Raw genomic sequence first — 18,606 nt, 5'->3', positions numbered from 1 at the left:
CCGGTTACAGCGGCTTGCCCTGCATCAGTTTTGGCAAGGTACCGGCATAGCCCATCGCATGCGACATGAAGGTCTTTTTAAGGGGCGGGATCTTTTCGACAATCGCCAATCCGATATCACGCGCCCAGCGAATGGGTGCAATATCGTTCGAGAACAGGCGCGTGGTGATATCGGTTACCGCCAACATCACCGTGTTGTCGAAACGGCGCCATTGTTCATATTCTGCCAGCACATCCGCACTGCCGATATCACGACCGAGACGGCGGGCATTGACCAGAATTTCTGCCAGAACCGCAACATCGCGGATCCCCATATTCAGCCCCTGACCGGCAATCGGATGCATGCCGTGCGCCGCATCACCAATCAACGCCAAGCGATCCTGGGTGTAGTGATAGGCGTGCTGCAGCCCAAGCGGATAGCAGAAGCGTGGCCCGATAACTTCAAGATCACCAAGATAGCCATCAAACCTGCGATGCAATTCATCAAGGAAGGTCTGATCATCAAGATTGACCAGATAATTGGCCTGATCCGTGCCCTCGGTCCAGACAATCGAGCAACGGTTATCGGTCATCGGCAGGATTGCAAACGGGCCTGCCGGCAGGAAATGCTCGACCGCCAGCCCATTGTGGGGCTGCTGGTGCTTGACGGTGCAAACCACCGCACTTTGCTTATAGCTCCAGTTATAGGTCTTGATGCCTGCCCATTCGCGCAACATGGATTTGCGCCCTTCGGCCCCGATGGCAAGTGGCGCACGCACGACTTGCCCGCTGGCCAGCGTAATGGTCATGACACCCTGATCACGTGCAATCGTTTCGACCTTGGCCGGTGCAATCATTTTGACCAGATCGTTTTTTTCAATCGCACGATAAAGCGCACTGCGCGTGACAAGGTTTTCGACGATATAGCCAAGCGGCTCGTTACCGACATCATGATGGTCGTAATGCAGGAAAAGCGGGCTTTGACCATCGGCAATGCGGATATCAAGGATCGGCTCCGCGCCATCGGCCATGTTTTCCCAGGCACCGATCACTTCCAAAACCGATTTGGAGGCTGCGGCAATCGCGCACGTACGGCCATCGTAATTGGCCGTCAGGATGGTTTTGGGGTCTGCATAATCAATCACCACCGACTTGATGCCGCCATGGGCCAGCGCCAAGGCCATAGAGGCACCGTTCAAGCCGCCCCCAAGAATAATGACATCGGTTTGAAGTGGCTGCTGATCATGCATATCGCAATTTCCTGTGTCGTTTGGCCTTTGCCAGTGATGCCGGTTTACAGTGCAGCTCGGCATCCTGCGTTGACCTGACGCAATAGGGCGTCGTGAAAGCGTTGTTTGCACATCTTTACCCTGCCAGATACGCAGCCACAACCCGCACCGATCATCGACGCGCAGTTATCACGACCTTTGCCGGCACAACATCGGGGCAAAACCATCTTTGACAGCCGTGAATGCGCCATCGCCACCTGCCAAGTCATATCACCCCTTGGTTGCGACAAGGTCCGCGGAACCAGAATTCGAATTGCCACAGAGCCTTGAGCTGTAAGCGCTTTTCAATTACGCGACAGGTTGATTAAAAAATATGCATATTTTTTGAACAGCCACAGATTTTGTGCAGATTTTAATCCGGTCAAGACAGAACGAAGTCATAATTCCGTCAGATCGATTCATCATTTTATGCAGCAAAAACAGTAATTTACGATTTTTATTCTGAGTCTGGCACGATTCTTGGTTTGGAGACTGCGACTGCGAAATCGTGATTACCACGTTGGTACTCAACGGATATGCCGGGAGGTCGCATTATTATGAAACTTGTTACTGCTGTCATTAAGCCGTTCAAACTGGACGAAGTCCGTGAAGCGCTTAGCGCACTGGGCGTCCAGGGTTTGACGGTCACCGAAGTTAAAGGTTTTGGTCGCCAAAAAGGTCAGACCGAAATTTATCGTGGTGCTGAATACATGGTCAGCTTCCTGCCGAAGGTGAAGCTGGAAGTCGCCATCACGGATAATCTGGTTGATCAGGTTGTCGAAGCCATCACCAAAACTGCTCAAACCGGGAAAATCGGGGACGGTAAGATTTTCGTTCTTGATGTGAATCAGGCGGTTCGTATCCGTACTGGTGAAACCGGCGACGACGCCCTGTAAGTCCAGAGACAAGGGGAGACATTATGACTATTTCCATGAAGAAAACCGGCCTTGCTGCGGCTGCAGCTACCGCCCTTCTGGCAATCGCTTCTCCGGCTTTTGCTCAGGACGCAGGCGTTCCGGCTGAAACCCAGTTCATTCTCAACAGCTTTAGCTTCCTGTTCAGTGGCGCAATCGTCATGTTCATGGCAGCCGGCTTTGCTATGCTTGAGAGCGGCCTGGTTCGTACCAAAAACGTTACCACCATCCTGCTTAAGAACATTTCGCTCTTCGCAATCGCAGGCATCATGTACTACCTCATCGGTTACAACCTGATGTACATGGATGTATCTGGCTGGATCGGCTCGCTGAGCCTGTGGAGCGCAGATGACTCCGCTGCCCTTGGCGGCGACTTCTCTGGCGGTTATTCCGCAACGTCCGACTGGTTCTTCCAGATGGTCTTCGTTGCAACCGCAGCTTCGATCGTATCGGGTACTGTTGCCGAGCGTATCAAACTGTGGCCGTTCCTGATCTTCGTCGTTGTTCTGACTGGCGTTCTGTATCCGATCACCGGTGCATGGACCTGGGGCGGCGGCTGGCTGTCGGAAATGGGCTTCTCTGACTTTGCCGGTTCCACCATTGTTCACTCGGTCGGCGGCTGGGCTGCTCTGACCGGTGCGATCATCCTTGGTGCACGTAAAGGCAAGTACGGCGAAGACGGTTCCGTTCACCCGATGCCGGGTTCGAACCTTCCGCTTGCAACGCTTGGTACCTTCGTCCTGTGGCTCGGCTGGTTCGGCTTCAACGGTGGTTCCCAGCTTGCTATGGGTACCGGCGCTGACGTCATCGCCATTGCCAACATCTATGGCAACACCACCATGGCTGCTGCCGGCGGTGTAGTTGCAGCAATCATCCTGACCCAGATCCTTTACAAAAAGGTCGACCTCACCATGGCACTTAACGGTGCACTGGCTGGTCTGGTCTCGATCACGGCTGCTCCGGACACCCCGACTATTGGCTCGGCGATCATCATCGGTGCAATCGGTGGTATCCTGGTTGTTGTTGCAGTTCCGCTGCTCGACAAACTGAAAATCGACGACGTTGTCGGTGCTGTTTCGGTTCACCTTGTTGCTGGTATCTGGGGCACGCTTGCTGTTCCGTTCACCAATGACGGTGCTTCCTTCGGTACGCAGATCACCGGTATCGTTGCAATGGGTGCCTTCACCATCGTTGCTTCTTCGATCGTATGGCTGGCTCTGAAGTTCACTGTTGGTATCCGCCTCTCCGAGGAAGAAGAAGCCAACGGTTCGGATGCGACCGAGCTTGGTCTGGAAGCCTATCCGGAATTCGGTAAGGGTTCCCAGCGCTTCTAAGCAAAACTTTCTGACAGGTGCCGTGTTCGCACGGCACCTGATCGATCAGATCAAAAGCCCGTCCGGGGAAACCCGGACGGGCTTTTTTGTTCCATGCTGCCTTTTTGGGCAGCGTTTTGATCACTTGGAAGGCAAAGACGTTTTTCACCGCCATAAGCGGACGACACTCCACGGCACTAAAATACCAAGCAACAGCCTTGGCATTTTACGCTTTGCTGCCCGATTTCGGGGCATTGGCACGAAAATTGATCTTGGCTGCCCCGAACCAGAGTCCGGCTGCCCCGACAAGACCGGACCGAGAGGAAACGCTATTTGAAAAGGGGACGCCTTATGGGGGCCTTCCAGACTGCCTCGGACGTATTTTTCGTCCTGATGGGCGCTATTATGGTGCTCGCAATGCATGCCGGTTTTGCCTTTCTTGAAGTCGGCACGGTTCGCAAAAAGAACCAGGTTAACGCACTGGTTAAGATCATTGTTGATTTCGCTGTTTCGACCATTGCCTATTTCTTTGTCGGCTACAGCATTGCATATGGCGTTGATTTCTTTGCCAATGCTGGCGTTCTGAGCGGTCAGATCACCCCCGAAAACAGCCCGGCCTTTGCTGATAGCGGCTATGATCTGGTCAAATTCTTCTTCCTTTTGACGTTTGCAGCAGCGATCCCGGCCATTATTTCTGGCGGTATTGCAGAACGCGCACGTTTCTATCCGCAGCTGTTTGCCACCGCCATTTTGGTGGGTGTTTGCTATCCCCTGTTTGAAGGCATGGTCTGGAATAACAATTTCGGTTTCCAAGACATGATCGAAGCCACTTTTGGCGCACCGTTCCATGATTTTGCCGGTTCCATCGTCGTTCATGCTGTTGGCGGCTGGATCGCACTTGGTGCTGTGATCAATCTCGGCGTTCGTCGCGGGCGATACACCAAAACTGGTGGCCTCGTGGGTATTCCGCCGTCAAACATTCCCTTCCTGGCTTTGGGGTCGTGGGTCCTTTGTGTTGGCTGGTTTGGCTTTAACGTCATGTCGGCACAATCAATAAGCGGTATTACCGGACTGGTTGCGGTTAACTCGCTGATGGCGATGGTCGGCGGGATTCTGACGGCATTGATTGCTGGTCGAAACGATCCCGGGTTTGTCCATAACGGCGCACTTGCCGGACTTGTTGCCGTTTGCGCCGGGTCGGATGTCATGCATCCGTTGGGTGCACTTGTGACCGGCGGTCTTGCCGGTGCCCTGTTTGTCTGGGGCTTTAATCAGTGTCAGGCAAAATGGAAGATTGACGATGTTCTTGGGGTTTGGCCGCTGCACGGGATGTGCGGCCTTCTGGGCGGAATTGCCTGTGGCATCTTTGGCCTTGAGACCCTTGGCGGCATGGGCGGCGTTTCGTTCAGCGCACAGCTGACAGGATCGCTGATTGGTGTCGTTTTTGCGACCCTCGTCGGCTTTGTTGTCTATGGTGCCCTCAAGATCACGATTGGGATCCGTCTGTCCGAAGAAGCCGAGTTTGATGGCGCGGATATCTCAATCCACAACATCGGCGCATATCCCGAGGATGATCTCCGCGCGAGCTAGGCTGCGCGGCCAGCCACAGAGTTAATACTCGTTCAAGCCCGGAAAGCGCATCTTTCCGGGCTTTTTTGCGTTGGCTTACCCGTGCTCTTAAATGTTTCTTTGCACTTTTGGCATAGGGGTAAAGTCAGGGGATTTTACCCATCTTCCGAATAACGGGGCCGCGAACGGCGGACCACAGATCATGCTGGATTGACGACGACCATGTTTAACGCGCGCCTGGATCAATTGCCTGCCTATCCGTTTCCGCGATTGGCAACCCTGCTTGACGGGACCGAACCCGGTCAACCGCCGCTTGTTATGTCGATCGGCGAGCCACAGCATGAACCGCCCGCCATGATCACCGAGGCAATGGTCAAACATGCCAGTCTTTGGCACAAATACCCGCCCGGTGCGGGTACGCCGGAATTGCGCGATGCCATCAAAAACTGGCTTGATCGGCGCTATAACCTGCCCAAAGACATGATCGACCGTGATGATCACGTCCTGCCGGTCGCAGGCACGCGCGAGGCACTTTATCTGATTGCCACCACCGTCATTCCACAGGATCAACCCGGCCCCAAACCAAAGGTCTTGCTGCCCAACCCGTTCTATCAGGTCTATTGCGGGGCGGCGGTGCTGAATGATGCCGAAATGGTTCCGCTGGCAGCGGGGCCGGAAAACGGGTTCCTGCCCGACCTTGATCAGATTGATGCCAAGGATCTTGATGCCTGCGCGCTGTTCTTCCTTTGCTCGCCGGCCAATCCGCAAGGGGCGATTGCATCGCGTGCGTACCTCGAACAGATCATTTCACTGGCGCGCAAGCATGACTTCGTGCTGGCGATGGATGAATGCTATGCCGATATCTATGACAGCACCGCACCGACCGGCGCGCTTGAAATCTGTGCCGCACAGGGTGGAAACATGGAAAATATCCTTGTCTTCCACAGTCTTTCGAAACGATCCAGTGCGCCGGGCCTGCGTTCAGGCTTCGTTGCCGGTGATGCAAAAATCGTCAAACGCTTTACTGCACTGCGCAGCTATTGCTCGGCCACCATTCCGATGCCAGTCATGGCCGCATCCACCGCTCTTTGGAACGATGATGCCCATGCGGAGGCCAACCGGGATATCTATCGCGCCAAAATCGACATCGCCGAGGAAGTCTTTGGCAACCGGTTTGGCTTCTATCGCCCGCCCGGCGGATTTTTCCTGTGGCTTGATGTCGGCGATGACGAGGCCGCCACGCGGAAAATCTGGAAAGAATCCGGGGTTAAGGTCATTCCGGGCAGTTACCTTTCATTGACCGATGCCAACGGCAACAATCCGGGCAAACGGTTCATCCGCATTGCCCTTGTCCATGATCTTGAAACCACGCGGGAAGGACTGACCCGCATCGCGAAGGCATTGGAAAGCTAAACCGATACTTCGCCCGACCAGAACAGCAGGACTTAACCAGAACGGATACCCAGATGAGCAGCCAGTCAAACACTCTTGGAACCGCTTTCATGCCCGGCAGTCTCGTGACACTGCTCAAGCGCAGTGGCTTGCGGTTTTGCGGCCTTGGGCTGGTATTGCTGGCCATGGCCCTGTTCATCATGCTGATCGGTTTTCATCCGGGTGACCCATCGTTTAACCATGCCACGGACCGCACGACGGTTTTTAATCCGTTGGGGATCGTCGGGGCTTATGGCGCGGATTTGATGCTGCGTACCCTTGGTCTGGCATCCGCACTGATTACCGTTTTGCTTGTCGCCTGGGGCCTGCGCCTGATTGCAGTCAAACCGTTCCGTTGGATGTGGGCACGTTTCCTTGTTTTACCGCTGGCACTGCTTCTTGTCGCTGTTTCGGCAGCAGCCATTCAGCCGGGTATGCATTGGCCGCTGACGGTTGGTCTGGGTGGCTTTGCCGGTGACTTGCTTCTGGGCAAGCTTCAGGCCGGTTTTGCGATGATTGGGGTGCCCGGTGCACGGGCCCTCATCGCATTGGCATCCATGATGCTGGGTCTGGCACTGACGATCTTTTGCATGGCCTATTCGCTGTCTGAATGGGGACGGTTGGGGACGGCCCTGTCCTTTGCCGGTGGCAAGGTGATTGCGGGCATTCGTGCCATTATCCCGACCGGCAGCAACGATGAGCCGCTTGCCAAGCGTGCCCCGGGTTCGCGTCAGGAACCGTCGATGGACAAAGGCAAGTCCAAGCTTGGCACGGCCATTTCAACCCGTAAGTCTGAACCGGATGTCGACCCGGACGATTATGACGGGTTTGACGACGATGACGATCACGAACCGCCGGTTCATATTGTCGCGGCCCCGGCGGCCAAGCTGCAACCAAGCCAGAAGGCCGCAGCGCAGCGTCAGGCATCGTTTGATCTGGGCTCGGATGAGTATCGTTTCCCGCCGCTTGATCTGCTTGGTGAACCTGATCCGGCCGATGCCAACCAGATCGATCAGGAAGCCTTGGCACAGAATGCCCGTTTGCTTGAAACCGTGCTTCAGGACTTTGGCGTTAAGGGCGAGATCGTACAGGTCCGCCCGGGCCCGGTTGTCACCCTTTATGAGCTCGAGCCCGCAGCTGGCGTGAAATCATCGCGCGTGATCGGTCTGGCCGATGATATCGCGCGTTCCATGAGTGCGATTGCCGCCCGCGTTGCTGTGGTACCGGGACGCAACGTTATCGGGATCGAACTGCCAAACTCGCGCCGCGAAACCGTGCATCTGCATGAAATTCTGGCATCGAGTGATTTTGAAAAGAACACCGGCAAGCTCAATATGAGCCTTGGCAAGGATATCGGCGGCACGCCGGTTATTGCCGATCTGTCGAAAATGCCGCACTTGCTGATTGCCGGTACCACCGGTTCGGGTAAATCGGTTGGTGTGAACGCAATGATCCTGTCATTGCTCTATCGCCTGAAGCCCGAAGAATGCCGCTTCATCATGATCGACCCCAAGATGCTGGAACTGTCGATATATGACGGCATTCCGCATCTTCTGACCCCGGTCGTGACAGACCCGCACAAGGCGGTTGTTGCCCTTAAATGGGCCGTGCGCGAAATGGAAGACCGTTATCGCGCCATGAGCCAGGTCGGTGTGCGTAACATTGCGGGCTACAACAAACGCATCAAGGAAGCCGCCGCCAAGGGCGAACAGCTTACCCGACGTGTTCAGACAGGCTTTGATCCGGAAACCGGCAAACCGATCTTTGAAGATCAGGAACTGCCGATGGAGCCGCTGCCATTTATCGTCATCATCGTGGATGAAATGGCCGACCTGATGCTGGTTGCCGGCAAGGATGTTGAGGCCTCGATCCAGCGACTGGCACAGATGGCCCGTGCGGCTGGTCTGCACCTGATCATGGCGACCCAGCGTCCGTCGGTGGACGTGATCACGGGTACGATCAAGGCCAACTTCCCGACGCGAATTTCCTATTCCGTGACCTCGAAAATCGACTCGCGCACCATTCTGGGTGAAATGGGCGCCGAGCAGCTTCTGGGTCAGGGGGATATGCTTTATATGGGTCAGGGCGGCCGTTTGCAGCGTGTCCATGGCCCGTTTGTTTCAGATGAGGAAGTCGAAAGCATCGTCAAGCATCTGCGCGATCAGGGCGACCCGGCCTATCTTGAAACCGTTACCGAAGAACCCGAAGAAGACCCGGTTGCGGCCTATATGGCCGGTGGCAATGCCGGGGCTGGTGGCGGCGGATCGGATGATGATCTTTATAATCAGGCGGTTGGCATTGTGCTTCGCGAGAAGAAGGCATCGACCAGCTTCATCCAGCGCAAGCTTTCAATCGGCTACAACCGCGCTGCCCGCATCATTGAGCAGATGGAAGAGAACGGCGTCGTTTCCGCCGCCAACCATGTTGGCAAGCGTGAAGTGCTGATGGAAAATATGGACGGCACGCCTTACGAGTACTAGGGCAGTGCGCTTTAAACCGGGCAAAGAAAAAGGCGGGCTGAAATTCAGCCCGCCTTTTTAATTCAATGATCCGATGAAGATCAGATCGACTGGTTGATCCAGTCGACAAGAGCGCTTTTCGGAAGTGCGCCGACTTTCATCGCAGCGACTTCACCACCCTTGAAGATCATCAGGGTCGGGATGCCACGAACACCGTATTTCGCCGGGGTGTTCGGGTTTTCATCGATATTCACCTTGGCGATCTTGAGCTTGCCGCCCAGTTCACCAGCGATTTCATCGAGATATGGGGCAATCTGTTTGCACGGACCGCACCACTCAGCCCAGAAATCGACCAAAACCGGGTCGTTGGAACCCAGAACGTCGGTATCGAACGAACCGTCGGAAACTTTAATCGTGGTCATACTTTCAGATCCTAGTTGTTACGAGGCAAGGCGGGCGAACCCGCAAACCTCGATCCGCTTTATGAGGCCAAGGTAGGCAGCACTGACGCAAACGTCAAGCGCATTGGGCGATCCGCGCGAAAGCGATCTTCGTCAAAGCAGGCGTTCTGCAGAGTCGGTTCCCTAACCAAAAGTCAGAATGTGATCGGGCAACTCTACCATCCAGGGCCCATTGGTCCAGAGAATGAAACACCTGACCTTTTTGCCCGGATACATTTGCGCCAAGGCCGCGCGATAGATCGACATCTGGCGACGATAGGCACGCGGCGTGTCTTCGACATCGCGGGGCGGCGGACGATTTGTTTTGTAATCGACAATCATCACTTCATCATCGCGCACGACAAGCCGGTCAATCTGGGCGGAAACCACATCCCCGCCAACGATACCAACCAACGGCACCTCGGCGCGTGATCCCGGCGCAAAGACCGGGGCAAAGGCCGGATTATCGAAAATACCCAGCGTTTCATTGGCGATTTCGGCCTGCAGATCGGCATCAAGCGCATGGACTGGCTGGGCGAGGAAACGTTCCGCAGCCTTCTGGCGAGCCTGCTCGGGCAGGTCTGGCAATAGTTCCAGCAACTTGTGGATCAGAAGACCACGTTTGAAGCTTTGCCCCTGATCGCCACCCAGCGGTGATTGAACAGCCGGTTCATCTTCAAGCGGTCGACTGGGAGCCAGTGGCTTGGGCGGGAAGGATTCTTCTGGCGCAACTGCCCGAATTAACTGGCGTTTTACAGATTGTTTTGAATCCGAAATATCATCAGAACGGTCTGGTTTGGGCGCCTGACTTTGATCGGTTTCCCAGACCCAGCCTTCCCCTTCCCAACCCGAACCGGAATAGATCGAAAGATCAATCTGGGCCGGTTTGGCGTAACCTTCCATCGCTTGGCGACACAGATTGTACCAGCAATGTTCGGGGGCCTTGCGTCGCCCCTGCCAGCCACAGATGTAAAGACGGTCTTCAGCGCGTGTCAGGGCGACATACAGCAGGCGATTATATTCCTGATCGCGTTTGAGCGCGATGTCATCGCGCAGGCGCGCAACAAGATCGGTTTCAAGCGCCACCCGCGGCAGCCAGAACATCAGGTTGCGGTCTTCCTGCCAGAACAGGTTCGGGGCCTGTGTCGGCACCTGCATGGTATCGGGCAGGAACACAATGGGGGCTTGAAGCCCCTTGGCACCATGCACGGTCATGATGCGGACTTCATCACGCCCGCTTTGTTCAAGGTCACGCTTGATCTCGGCATCGCCCGCCATCAGCCAGTGCAGGAAGCCCTGAAGCGTCGGTGCATGATCAGCCTCATAGCCCATGGCGAGGTTCAGGAATTCGTCAATCGGGTCGTTCGCCTCAATCCCCAGACGACCAACCAGACGGGCACGCACACCGCGTGCTTCTTCACCCCGCCCGCCAAGTAATTCGGCATAAAGTTCAAACGGGCGTTCGTAATCAACCCGGCCTAGCCACTTGAACAGGAAGGCATAGGCGCGTGCAAACGGCGATCCGTCTTCGACCAAAGCCGCCTTTTCACGCAACGCATGCCACAGGGTTCTGGTGCGGTTATGGGCAATTTCAAACAGCTGATCGTCATCAAGCCCGATCAACGGGCTTTTAAGCACCTCGGCCAGTGTCAGGTCATCTTCGGGCATCAACAGGAACCGGCCGAACGCCACCAGATCCATCACCACAAGCTGATCAGTGATCTGCATTCGGTCGACCCCGGCGACGGGCACGTTACGTTCCTTAAGCGCCTTGACGACCTCGTCAACGAACGCGGTACGACGGCGCACAAGGATCATGAAGTCACCTGCCCGCACCGGACGGCCACGCGATGTCAGGATTTCCTTTTCATCAATCGCATGGCGGATGCGCCCGGCAATGACGCGGGCAAGACGGATTTCCGGATCTTCAAGGCGAACAATACGGGTCGGCGGTGTCCAAGCGTCTTCAGGCGCCCGTTCTTCGGGCTCAACCGCTGGCCACAGCTCAATCCGCCCGGCCTGTCCGACACGGAATGGACTGTGCTGCACGTCTGCACCGTCATCACCGACGCCCTGCCGTGCCACCGGACCGGCAAAGACACGATCCACCGTGCCCAGCACCGCATCGGTAGACCGGAACGAGATGTTCATCGGTACTTCGCGCCAGTCGGCAGCAATTTCACGCGCCCGTTCGCGGAAGTAACGGCGCATTTCGGCGAATTTTTCGGGATCGGCGCGCTGGAAGCTATAGATCGATTGTTTGGCATCACCGACAGCAAAGATGGTGCGGGGCTTATCCGCATGGCGCCCGGCATCGATAAAGAATTCCTCGGCCAGAATACGCACCACTTCCCACTGTTCGGGGTTGGTATCCTGCGCCTCGTCAATCAGGACGTGATCAAGGCCTTCGTCCAGTTTGAACAACACCCAGCCGGCAATTCCGGCCTGACGTTGCAAAAGCTGCAAGCTGGTCAAGATCAGGTCATCGTAATCAAGGCGGGCATGCAGGGCCTTTTTGGTGGCATAGCGATCAAGCATCGCATTGCCGATGGTGATTAGCGCTGATGTCGCACCGGCCATGGCGGCGGCCTTGCGTTGGCGATCAATCTCGACCAGACGCGCACATTCCTGTTCAAGCGCATCGGCCCCCATCGGGTGATTTTCAGCCGCCCCCTTGGTAATCAGTTTGGCGCGCGGTTCACCCGCCGTAGTGAAGAAGACGCTGCGATATTCGTTAAATACCGCCAGACGGTCTTCAACAGTCGTCTTTTCAAGGAATTGCGCCAATGCCGGCACGCGGGCGATGTCGGTTTTGGTTCCGGCCTCAAGCGCTGCCAGCCCGCGCAGCAAGCCATCCCGGTCAAAGGCATCATCGGAAAGCGCCTTGGTCAGGATGGTTTCATCATCAAGTCCGACCGGAACACCAAGCGCCTTATAGACCGCATCACGCATGCGATTGGCCCCGCCCAGATTGGCCAGCATGCGTTTCAGCCGACCACGTTCGCGGGCAAGCTCGCTCATGACCTCGCCAAAGGCACCTTCGCGGACCTGTCCGGTGACGACCGAAAGGGCATGGGCCAGGTCATCATCGCGGCCAGTGCGGGCGAATGCCAGAACCTCTTCCTGCACATCGGCCATGGTTTCGGCGGACGTGCGATCATCCATGATTTCAAAATGCGGCGCCAGACCGGCTTCCAGTGGAAACCGTCTCAAAAGCGACTGACAGAACGCATGGATGGTCTGGATTTTCATTCCGCCCGGCGCATCCAGCACACGGGCAAAAAGCTGACGCGCGCGGATGGTTTCATCGGCACTGGGTGCTGCACCGGCAAGATTTGCAAGATCGGCCTGAAGGTCGCGATCCTCCATCGTGGCCCACAGACCCAGCCGTTCATTCACACGGTTGGCCATTTCGGCCGCCGCGGCCTTGGTGAAGGTCAGACACAGAATACGATGTGGCTCAGTGCCCGAAAGCATCAGACGCAAGACGCGATCAGACAGCACCTTGGTCTTGCCCGCCCCGGCTGAGGCCGACACCCAGACGGATGCCGTCGGATCAGACGCATTGCGTTGCAGGACGTTGGGATCAGTTCCGCGCATTTCGGTCATGACGCATCACCCTCCCCACCATTATCAACATCATCAAGCACTTCGATATCTTCGCTGCCCATCCATTCGCGCAGACGTGCGAGATGGACATAATCGGAATATTTCGGCGCGTGATCGGGATGCGGAACACTGAGATAGGGCGTGTCGGGATCGGCAAAGGCCGCCGCCAACCCATTCACACCATCCACCGCCGCATGCGCAAGCTCTGCTGGCGTGGTTTTCATCCGGTCTGTGTTGATTTCAACGATCTCCCCTGCCGGATCGCCGCCCGAGAGTTTCCAGAACGCCATGCTGGCCGGGGGACCGGCGGGCACATCGCCAAAGCCACCCTTTTCGGCAATGGCGGCTTCAAGCGGCAATTGCGGCGCAAACCCGTTGGCAACATCGCCCTGACTGGGTGGTGCACCGGTTTTATAATCAATGATCGCAATCCCGCCATCGCGCAGATGATCAATGCGGTCAGCACGGGCATAGACCTGAAAACCGCTTCTGGTATCAAGGGTTCCGGCCTGCTCGGTATAGGATTTACGCACGGCATCGCGCCGGGCGGCTTCGGTCTGGATGAACCATTTTGCGATGCGCTCGAACCGTGGCCACCAGAAGGCCCAAAGACCGGGGCGTGCCGCAAGCGGCTTGAACACTTCGCGACCAATGATCAGCAATTCATGTTCGCCATCCGGTGGCAAATGTTCGGGATAACGAGCGATGAACTGATCAAGGGCGTCGTGGATCAGGTTGCCGTAATCGGCTGCACCGGGATCTTCGTCGATACCATCAAGCTTGCGCAGGCCAAGGATATGACGGGCATAGATAGCGTAAGGATCACGCATCCATGTTTCGATCTGGGTCACCGAAAGTCGATCCGGCCTCGCCGATGCAGGCGGTTTGGGGGCAGGTCGTCCGATCTTGATCCGCATGCTCGAGGCCGGTTCATCAATAAGATCAGCCAGTGCACGCCACTCGGCCGCATCGGGCTTTTCCATCGAAACGCGGGATTTGCGCAGAATGTTTTCAATCCGTAACAGCCAGCGTGACGGCACGGTTGGCGTGCCTTCGATACGCAGCGCACGGGTCATCACTACATTGGGCGAACAAAACAGTTGCTGGAAATCATGCGCCGATTGACCGACCCGGTGTTCGGGGGCAGGCAAGCCAAACTTGCTTCGCATCGGGCGGCTCATCCATGGATCGGCCCCGGCCTCGGGCGGCCAGACGCCTTCGTTGAGCCCGCCCAGAATGGTCAGGTCGGCCTGCTGCATCTGGGCTTCGACCGTGCCCCAGATAAACAGGCGCGGATGTTTGCCGTAGCGCGGACGCACCGCGCGATCCGCCATAAGGGCATCAAGAAACGCGCTATACCGATTGCCCGGCATCGGCGCAAAATCCGTCAGCGCATTCAGCAATTCATGGACGAAATCCGCCAATGCCTCGCCCGCTTCGCCGCGCCACAGGCGATCAGCGCCGGTTTGGGTATCACTGGCCGCCAGTGCCTCAGCCGCCGTAACATGACTGCGCAGAAGGTGCACCGGCGCATGCATTTTATCGCCTGTCAGATCATCGATCGGATCAAGGCAGGTTTTGATGCGGGCGACCAGATCACTAAGGCGCGCATGATCATCGCGGATACGTTCAATCCGGCCGGTCACGCTATCTGATCCGGACGCGCTGAGGCGGGCAACCGTATCCTCGCACCATCCATCAAGTGCCGTTTGCAAACCATCCAGCCCCGGACCCGGTCGGGCACCACGCAGGACTTCCTTCTCCAGAAGACGGGTCAGGACGCGGAAATTCTCCGGCGACAGACCCGCCGCCGACAGCGGATGTTTCAGAAGTTCCAGCAACGGAACAGGCGCAAATTCCTCCTGCACGGCACGGACCACAAGGCGCAAATAGATTGCCGGTGCGGTGTCATGCAACGGGATACCGGCCGAGTCATCAATTTCGACCTCCCACCGGCGCAGTTCGGTGGCGACACGCCGGGCAAGGCCGCGGTCCGGGGTGACCAGCGCGCAGGTCTTTTCGGGATGCTCCAGAGCCTCGCGCATCATAAGCGCAATCGTGGTTGCCTCTTCACGCGCACCGGAGCAATCAACACGCAGGACGCCGTCCATCACATCCGGGCTAAATCCAGCGATGTGACGCCAGTGATGGGTGGTCTTGGCGGGTCGCAACGCTTCGCGGGCCAGACGGCGGCGCTCAATCGTGGCATCGCTTTCGGAATCAAGGGCAGGCCAAGGCAGGACACTGTCAGCATGACGGCCAATATGGCCAAGAGTCTTGCCCAGAAGATGTTGCGGATGGGCGGCATCATCGGCAATCGCCGCCCAGTCATCGTGACCAAGTCCTGTCATAAGGCCGGGCAAAACCACCCGGCCCTGCGGCATTCTAAGCACCGCCGCCATCAAATCCCGCAAGGCGGGGAACGGGCCGGTTGAGCCAACAATCAGCACCGGCGTTTCGGGCGGGTTTTCTTCCCAGAGATCAATCTGTGCCGCAATCAGGGCATTGCGCCGCATGGCCCGGTCACTGACATCCTGAGATGCGAGAATACCCGGCCAGTGAACGGTCAGGATTTGCAGGAATTCAAGGGTGAGCTGCCAGTGTTCGGCAAATTCTTCGGGTACCAGCCCCTTAAGATCGTCAAAAGCGCAGTTTTCAGTTTGCACCTGATCCAGAAAGCGTGCCAGTTCGCCTGCAAGGCGGGCGGCCTGATCGGCAGTTGGTTTTTCACCGCGATGATCGGGGCGGCCCATAATCAGCTGGGTGAGCAGCAATTTACGTTGGAGATCGGGGATGGCGGGCGGCAGATCAAGGGCAGCCTGTTCACCACCTGCACCGTAGATCGCCAATTCATCCTCATCCGCCTCGCCCAGCGGACGAATGGTGGGAAGCAGCGTAACCGCGCCTTGGGACTGCCGCAAAAAGGCATCGCGCATCACCTTGGCCGAACGCCGGTTGGGCACCATCAGAACATAGTCGGGCAAGGTATCTGGCTGATCGGCGGTTTCCGCCATCAGTTGTTTGGCGATCAGATCGGCAAAGGCAACACCGGGCGGAATGAAAAACAGGTTTGAGGACGGCGTTGCCTCCCCCGCGAAGGAAGCTTCGTCATAGTCGGGCGCGTCCATGTAATCAAACAGGTCGGCCATCAAACTCCCCCGGATGCGGCTTTCTTGGCGTGCTCAACCTCAAGCGCCTTGGCGATGACTGGTTCGGACTCCTTGAGCGCCTCTGGCGTGCCGATATGGAAATATCCGCCATCATGTACCAGACCATAACACCGTCCAGCCGCAAGCGCCTTGTCATAAACGACATTCAGTGACCAGGCGCCATCGGGCGTGCCTCCAAACAGATGCGGTGCCAGCACCTGTACCCCGGTAAAGAAATAAGGGGCTGACGGCGCATCAACCCGCCGTTTTAGCCGCCCATCCACTTGCCAGAAGAAATCCCCTGCCCCGTCATAACCATAGCCGTTTGAGACTGGATAAAGAGCCAGAAGCGCGTCCATATGGTCCGGGTCAAAAGCATTGATCAGACGATCAAATAGCGGCTCCGCCCCCTCGGTCCAGAAGACATCGGCATTGGCAATCAGGATTGCGTCTTCGTTGAGTTTCGAAAGCGCATTCTTCACCCCGCCGCCGGTTTCAAGCAGGTCTTCCTCGGGCGAGGTGATGATGGTGGGAGCAGTTCTGGTGGCGACATGATCAATGATCTGCTGACCAAGATAATGCGAATTGACCACCGCCTGCGTGACACCGGCCTGCCCAAGTTTATCAAGCACATGATCAAGCATTGGCTTGCCCGCGACCGATATCAGCGGCTTTGGCATGGTATCGGTGATCGGGCGCATGCGTTTGCCAAGGCCAGCGGCCAGAACCATGGCCTGTGCCTTTGTTTCCGGTGCGCTCATGATTGTGCCTCTTTGCCTGACAGGTTCTGGGTTTTGGAAATTGCCGGGGCGGTGCGGGCATCAGCCGGGATATGGGCATCCACCCAGTCCTGAAGGGCAGGCAGGTTGTCAGCCGCCCCGCGCAGGATCATCTCCCAACAACGCGGGATGTAGTCGAAATAGCGCGTCTTTCCGGCCTTGATCGCAAGCCAGCCAAACCGGCCAAGGATGCGGAAATTGCGCACCATCGAGGTTGCGATATAGGCCGTTTCGAAATCAGAACGATCAATATCAGGGAACGCGGCGAGATAGAATTCCTTCATCCGCGCTTCAAGGTCCGGTCCGATATCATGGCGCACATCGCGCAGAAGCGACGCCAGATCATAGGGCCTTGGTGCAATGGCCGCGTCCTGAAAATCTATGATGCCGCAATCATCACCGCCATCACCATTTTCAACCAGCATCAGGTTATCAACGTGATAGTCACGGTGAATGATCACCTCACCGACCTGCCAACACAGTGGCAGTACGGTTTCAAGAAGCTGATCGAAGGCGGTGCTTGCCGCATCACGCTTGGCAACATCCGGGATGATGAGTGGCAGATAATCAGCCTTGAAGCTGGCAAGCATTCGGCGCAGGTTTTCCGGGCCATATCGCACCAACCCGCACTCATTCATCCCGCCCCCGTCGCAGAAGCGATGCAAGGTAATCAGCTGTTCGACGGCACGCAGGTAAAGCGCATCCTGCGATGTGCCATCAAGCATCGCACTGCCCGTGAGCGCCTCGGTAAAGGTGATGTCACCAAAATCCTCGATCAGGACCAAGCCGCGCTTTTCATCCGCCTGATAGATTTCCGGTACCCGCCAACCGGCCTGTTTGAACAGGTTTGTGGTTTGCAATACCGGCGAAACAGAGGCCGGGCGTTCGGGATTGTCATGAATGCCGTGCGGATCGACATGAATTGCCGTCGGCGGAAAATCCATCAGAAGGGAGGTGTCGTGGCGCCGTTCAAGACGGAAATATTTCCGCGCCGAGGCATCATCGACAAGCGGCATGACCTGCGCGGTCTGCCAGCCACAGGTGACGAGAAAATCCTGGCGTTCGGCGTTACGGCGTTCCTGATCGGGGCTTGCGCGGTTCATGACGGGCTTACCACCAGATCATTGATCCGTGCATCCCAGTCTTCGCCATGCGGCTCAAGCTTGAACACACGGCCATCCGGGGTCGATCCGGGATCGATATGAATATCAAGACGGTTTTCCGGGGTCAGATATTCCAACCGATCTGGCCATTCGATCAGGCTGATGGCATCGGAAAAGGCATCCTCGATATCAAGCTCGTGGACTTCTTCGGGATCAGACAAGCGATACAGGTCAAAATGCCAGACCGGCACGCGATCAAGCTCATAGATCTGAACCAGCGTGAAGGTCGGACTGGGGACTTCTTCGTTCGGGTTATCGGCAACCGCGCGTATGAAGGCGCGGCAAAAGGCACTTTTACCCATGCCGAGTGTCCCATGCATCAAGATCACGTCCCCTGCCCTGGCAACAGCGGCAAGTTTGGCGGCAAGGGCTTCGGTCCCGTTTTGATCGCTGACAGTGACTGTCTTGCTCATAATGTCCGTCTTTTGAATGGCTCTTGCCTTCTGTTTTAGGGGGTTGATGCGGCACTTCGCAATGATTTTGCGAAGCCGATTGAGGCGTGTGGTTCAAATCACGGCGCAAACCCGGAAAAAG

The 18,606-nt window shown here is 56.7% G+C and carries 12 protein-coding genes; 5 read left to right on the top strand and 7 right to left on the bottom strand.

Annotated elements, in window-relative coordinates; translation table 11 throughout:
- Window positions 1-4 precede the first annotated feature (4 nt).
- The gene (gene ubiH / locus AC5Q5A_RS01855; protein WP_493894137.1) at window positions 5-1,228 is read right to left on the bottom strand and encodes a 2-octaprenyl-6-methoxyphenyl hydroxylase; all 1,224 of its coding nucleotides are present in this window, start codon (window positions 1,226-1,228) and stop codon (window positions 5-7) included.
- 575 nt (window positions 1,229-1,803) lie between these two features.
- On the opposite strand from ubiH, the gene glnK reads away from it, so the two are divergent.
- The 5 genes from glnK (at window position 1,804) to AC5Q5A_RS01830 (ending at window position 8,953) form a co-directional block, all read left to right on the top strand.
- Window positions 1,804-2,142, top strand: coding sequence for a P-II family nitrogen regulator (glnK, locus tag AC5Q5A_RS01850; protein WP_008888552.1), 339 nt, complete (start codon window positions 1,804-1,806; stop codon window positions 2,140-2,142).
- A 23-nt stretch (window positions 2,143-2,165) separates the two neighbouring features.
- Window positions 2,166-3,494 carry an ammonium transporter gene (gene amt / locus AC5Q5A_RS01845; RefSeq protein ID WP_008888553.1) on the top strand — a complete coding sequence of 443 codons (1,329 nt, stop codon included), beginning with the start codon at window positions 2,166-2,168 and terminating at the stop codon, window positions 3,492-3,494.
- Between the two features lie 330 nt (window positions 3,495-3,824).
- Entirely contained in the window at window positions 3,825-5,063 is a 1,239-nt protein-coding gene (locus tag AC5Q5A_RS01840; protein WP_493894419.1) for an ammonium transporter, read from the top strand.
- A gap of 201 nt (window positions 5,064-5,264) precedes the next feature.
- Entirely contained in the window at window positions 5,265-6,455 is a 1,191-nt protein-coding gene (locus AC5Q5A_RS01835; protein ID WP_493894136.1) for an aminotransferase class I/II-fold pyridoxal phosphate-dependent enzyme, read from the top strand.
- 53 nt (window positions 6,456-6,508) lie between these two features.
- Entirely contained in the window at window positions 6,509-8,953 is a 2,445-nt protein-coding gene (locus tag AC5Q5A_RS01830) for a DNA translocase FtsK (RefSeq protein WP_493894135.1), read from the top strand.
- A gap of 80 nt (window positions 8,954-9,033) precedes the next feature.
- Here the strand turns inward: AC5Q5A_RS01830 and trxA are convergent, their stop codons facing one another.
- The 6 genes from trxA to tsaE all read right to left on the bottom strand — a co-directional run bounded on the left by trxA (window position 9,034) and on the right by tsaE (window position 18,485).
- Entirely contained in the window at window positions 9,034-9,354 is a 321-nt protein-coding gene (gene trxA, locus AC5Q5A_RS01825) for a thioredoxin TrxA (RefSeq protein ID WP_008888557.1), read from the bottom strand.
- A gap of 162 nt (window positions 9,355-9,516) precedes the next feature.
- A complete protein-coding gene (gene addA / locus AC5Q5A_RS01820; protein ID WP_493894134.1) occupies window positions 9,517-12,981 on the bottom strand; it encodes a double-strand break repair helicase AddA in 3,465 nt (1,154 codons plus the stop codon).
- Window positions 12,978-16,130, bottom strand: a complete 3,153-nt coding sequence (addB, locus tag AC5Q5A_RS01815; RefSeq protein WP_493894133.1) for a double-strand break repair protein AddB — start codon at window positions 16,128-16,130, stop codon at window positions 12,978-12,980. The genes addA and addB overlap by 4 nt, the downstream gene beginning before the upstream one ends.
- Window positions 16,130-16,891 carry a nucleotidyltransferase family protein gene (locus tag AC5Q5A_RS01810; RefSeq protein WP_493894132.1) on the bottom strand — a complete coding sequence of 254 codons (762 nt, stop codon included), beginning with the start codon at window positions 16,889-16,891 and terminating at the stop codon, window positions 16,130-16,132. Before AC5Q5A_RS01810 ends, addB begins: the two co-directional genes overlap by 1 nt.
- Complete coding sequence (locus tag AC5Q5A_RS01805; protein WP_493894131.1) at window positions 16,888-18,012, bottom strand: aminoglycoside phosphotransferase family protein; 1,125 nt, start codon at window positions 18,010-18,012, stop codon at window positions 16,888-16,890. Before AC5Q5A_RS01805 ends, AC5Q5A_RS01810 begins: the two co-directional genes overlap by 4 nt.
- Entirely contained in the window at window positions 18,009-18,485 is a 477-nt protein-coding gene (gene tsaE / locus AC5Q5A_RS01800) for a tRNA (adenosine(37)-N6)-threonylcarbamoyltransferase complex ATPase subunit type 1 TsaE (protein ID WP_493894130.1), read from the bottom strand. The genes AC5Q5A_RS01805 and tsaE overlap by 4 nt, the downstream gene beginning before the upstream one ends.
- Window positions 18,486-18,606 lie beyond the last annotated feature (121 nt).

This window comes from Thalassospira sp. CA1, assembly GCF_059052855.1.
This window is presented reverse-complemented; position numbering and strand designations above follow the sequence as displayed.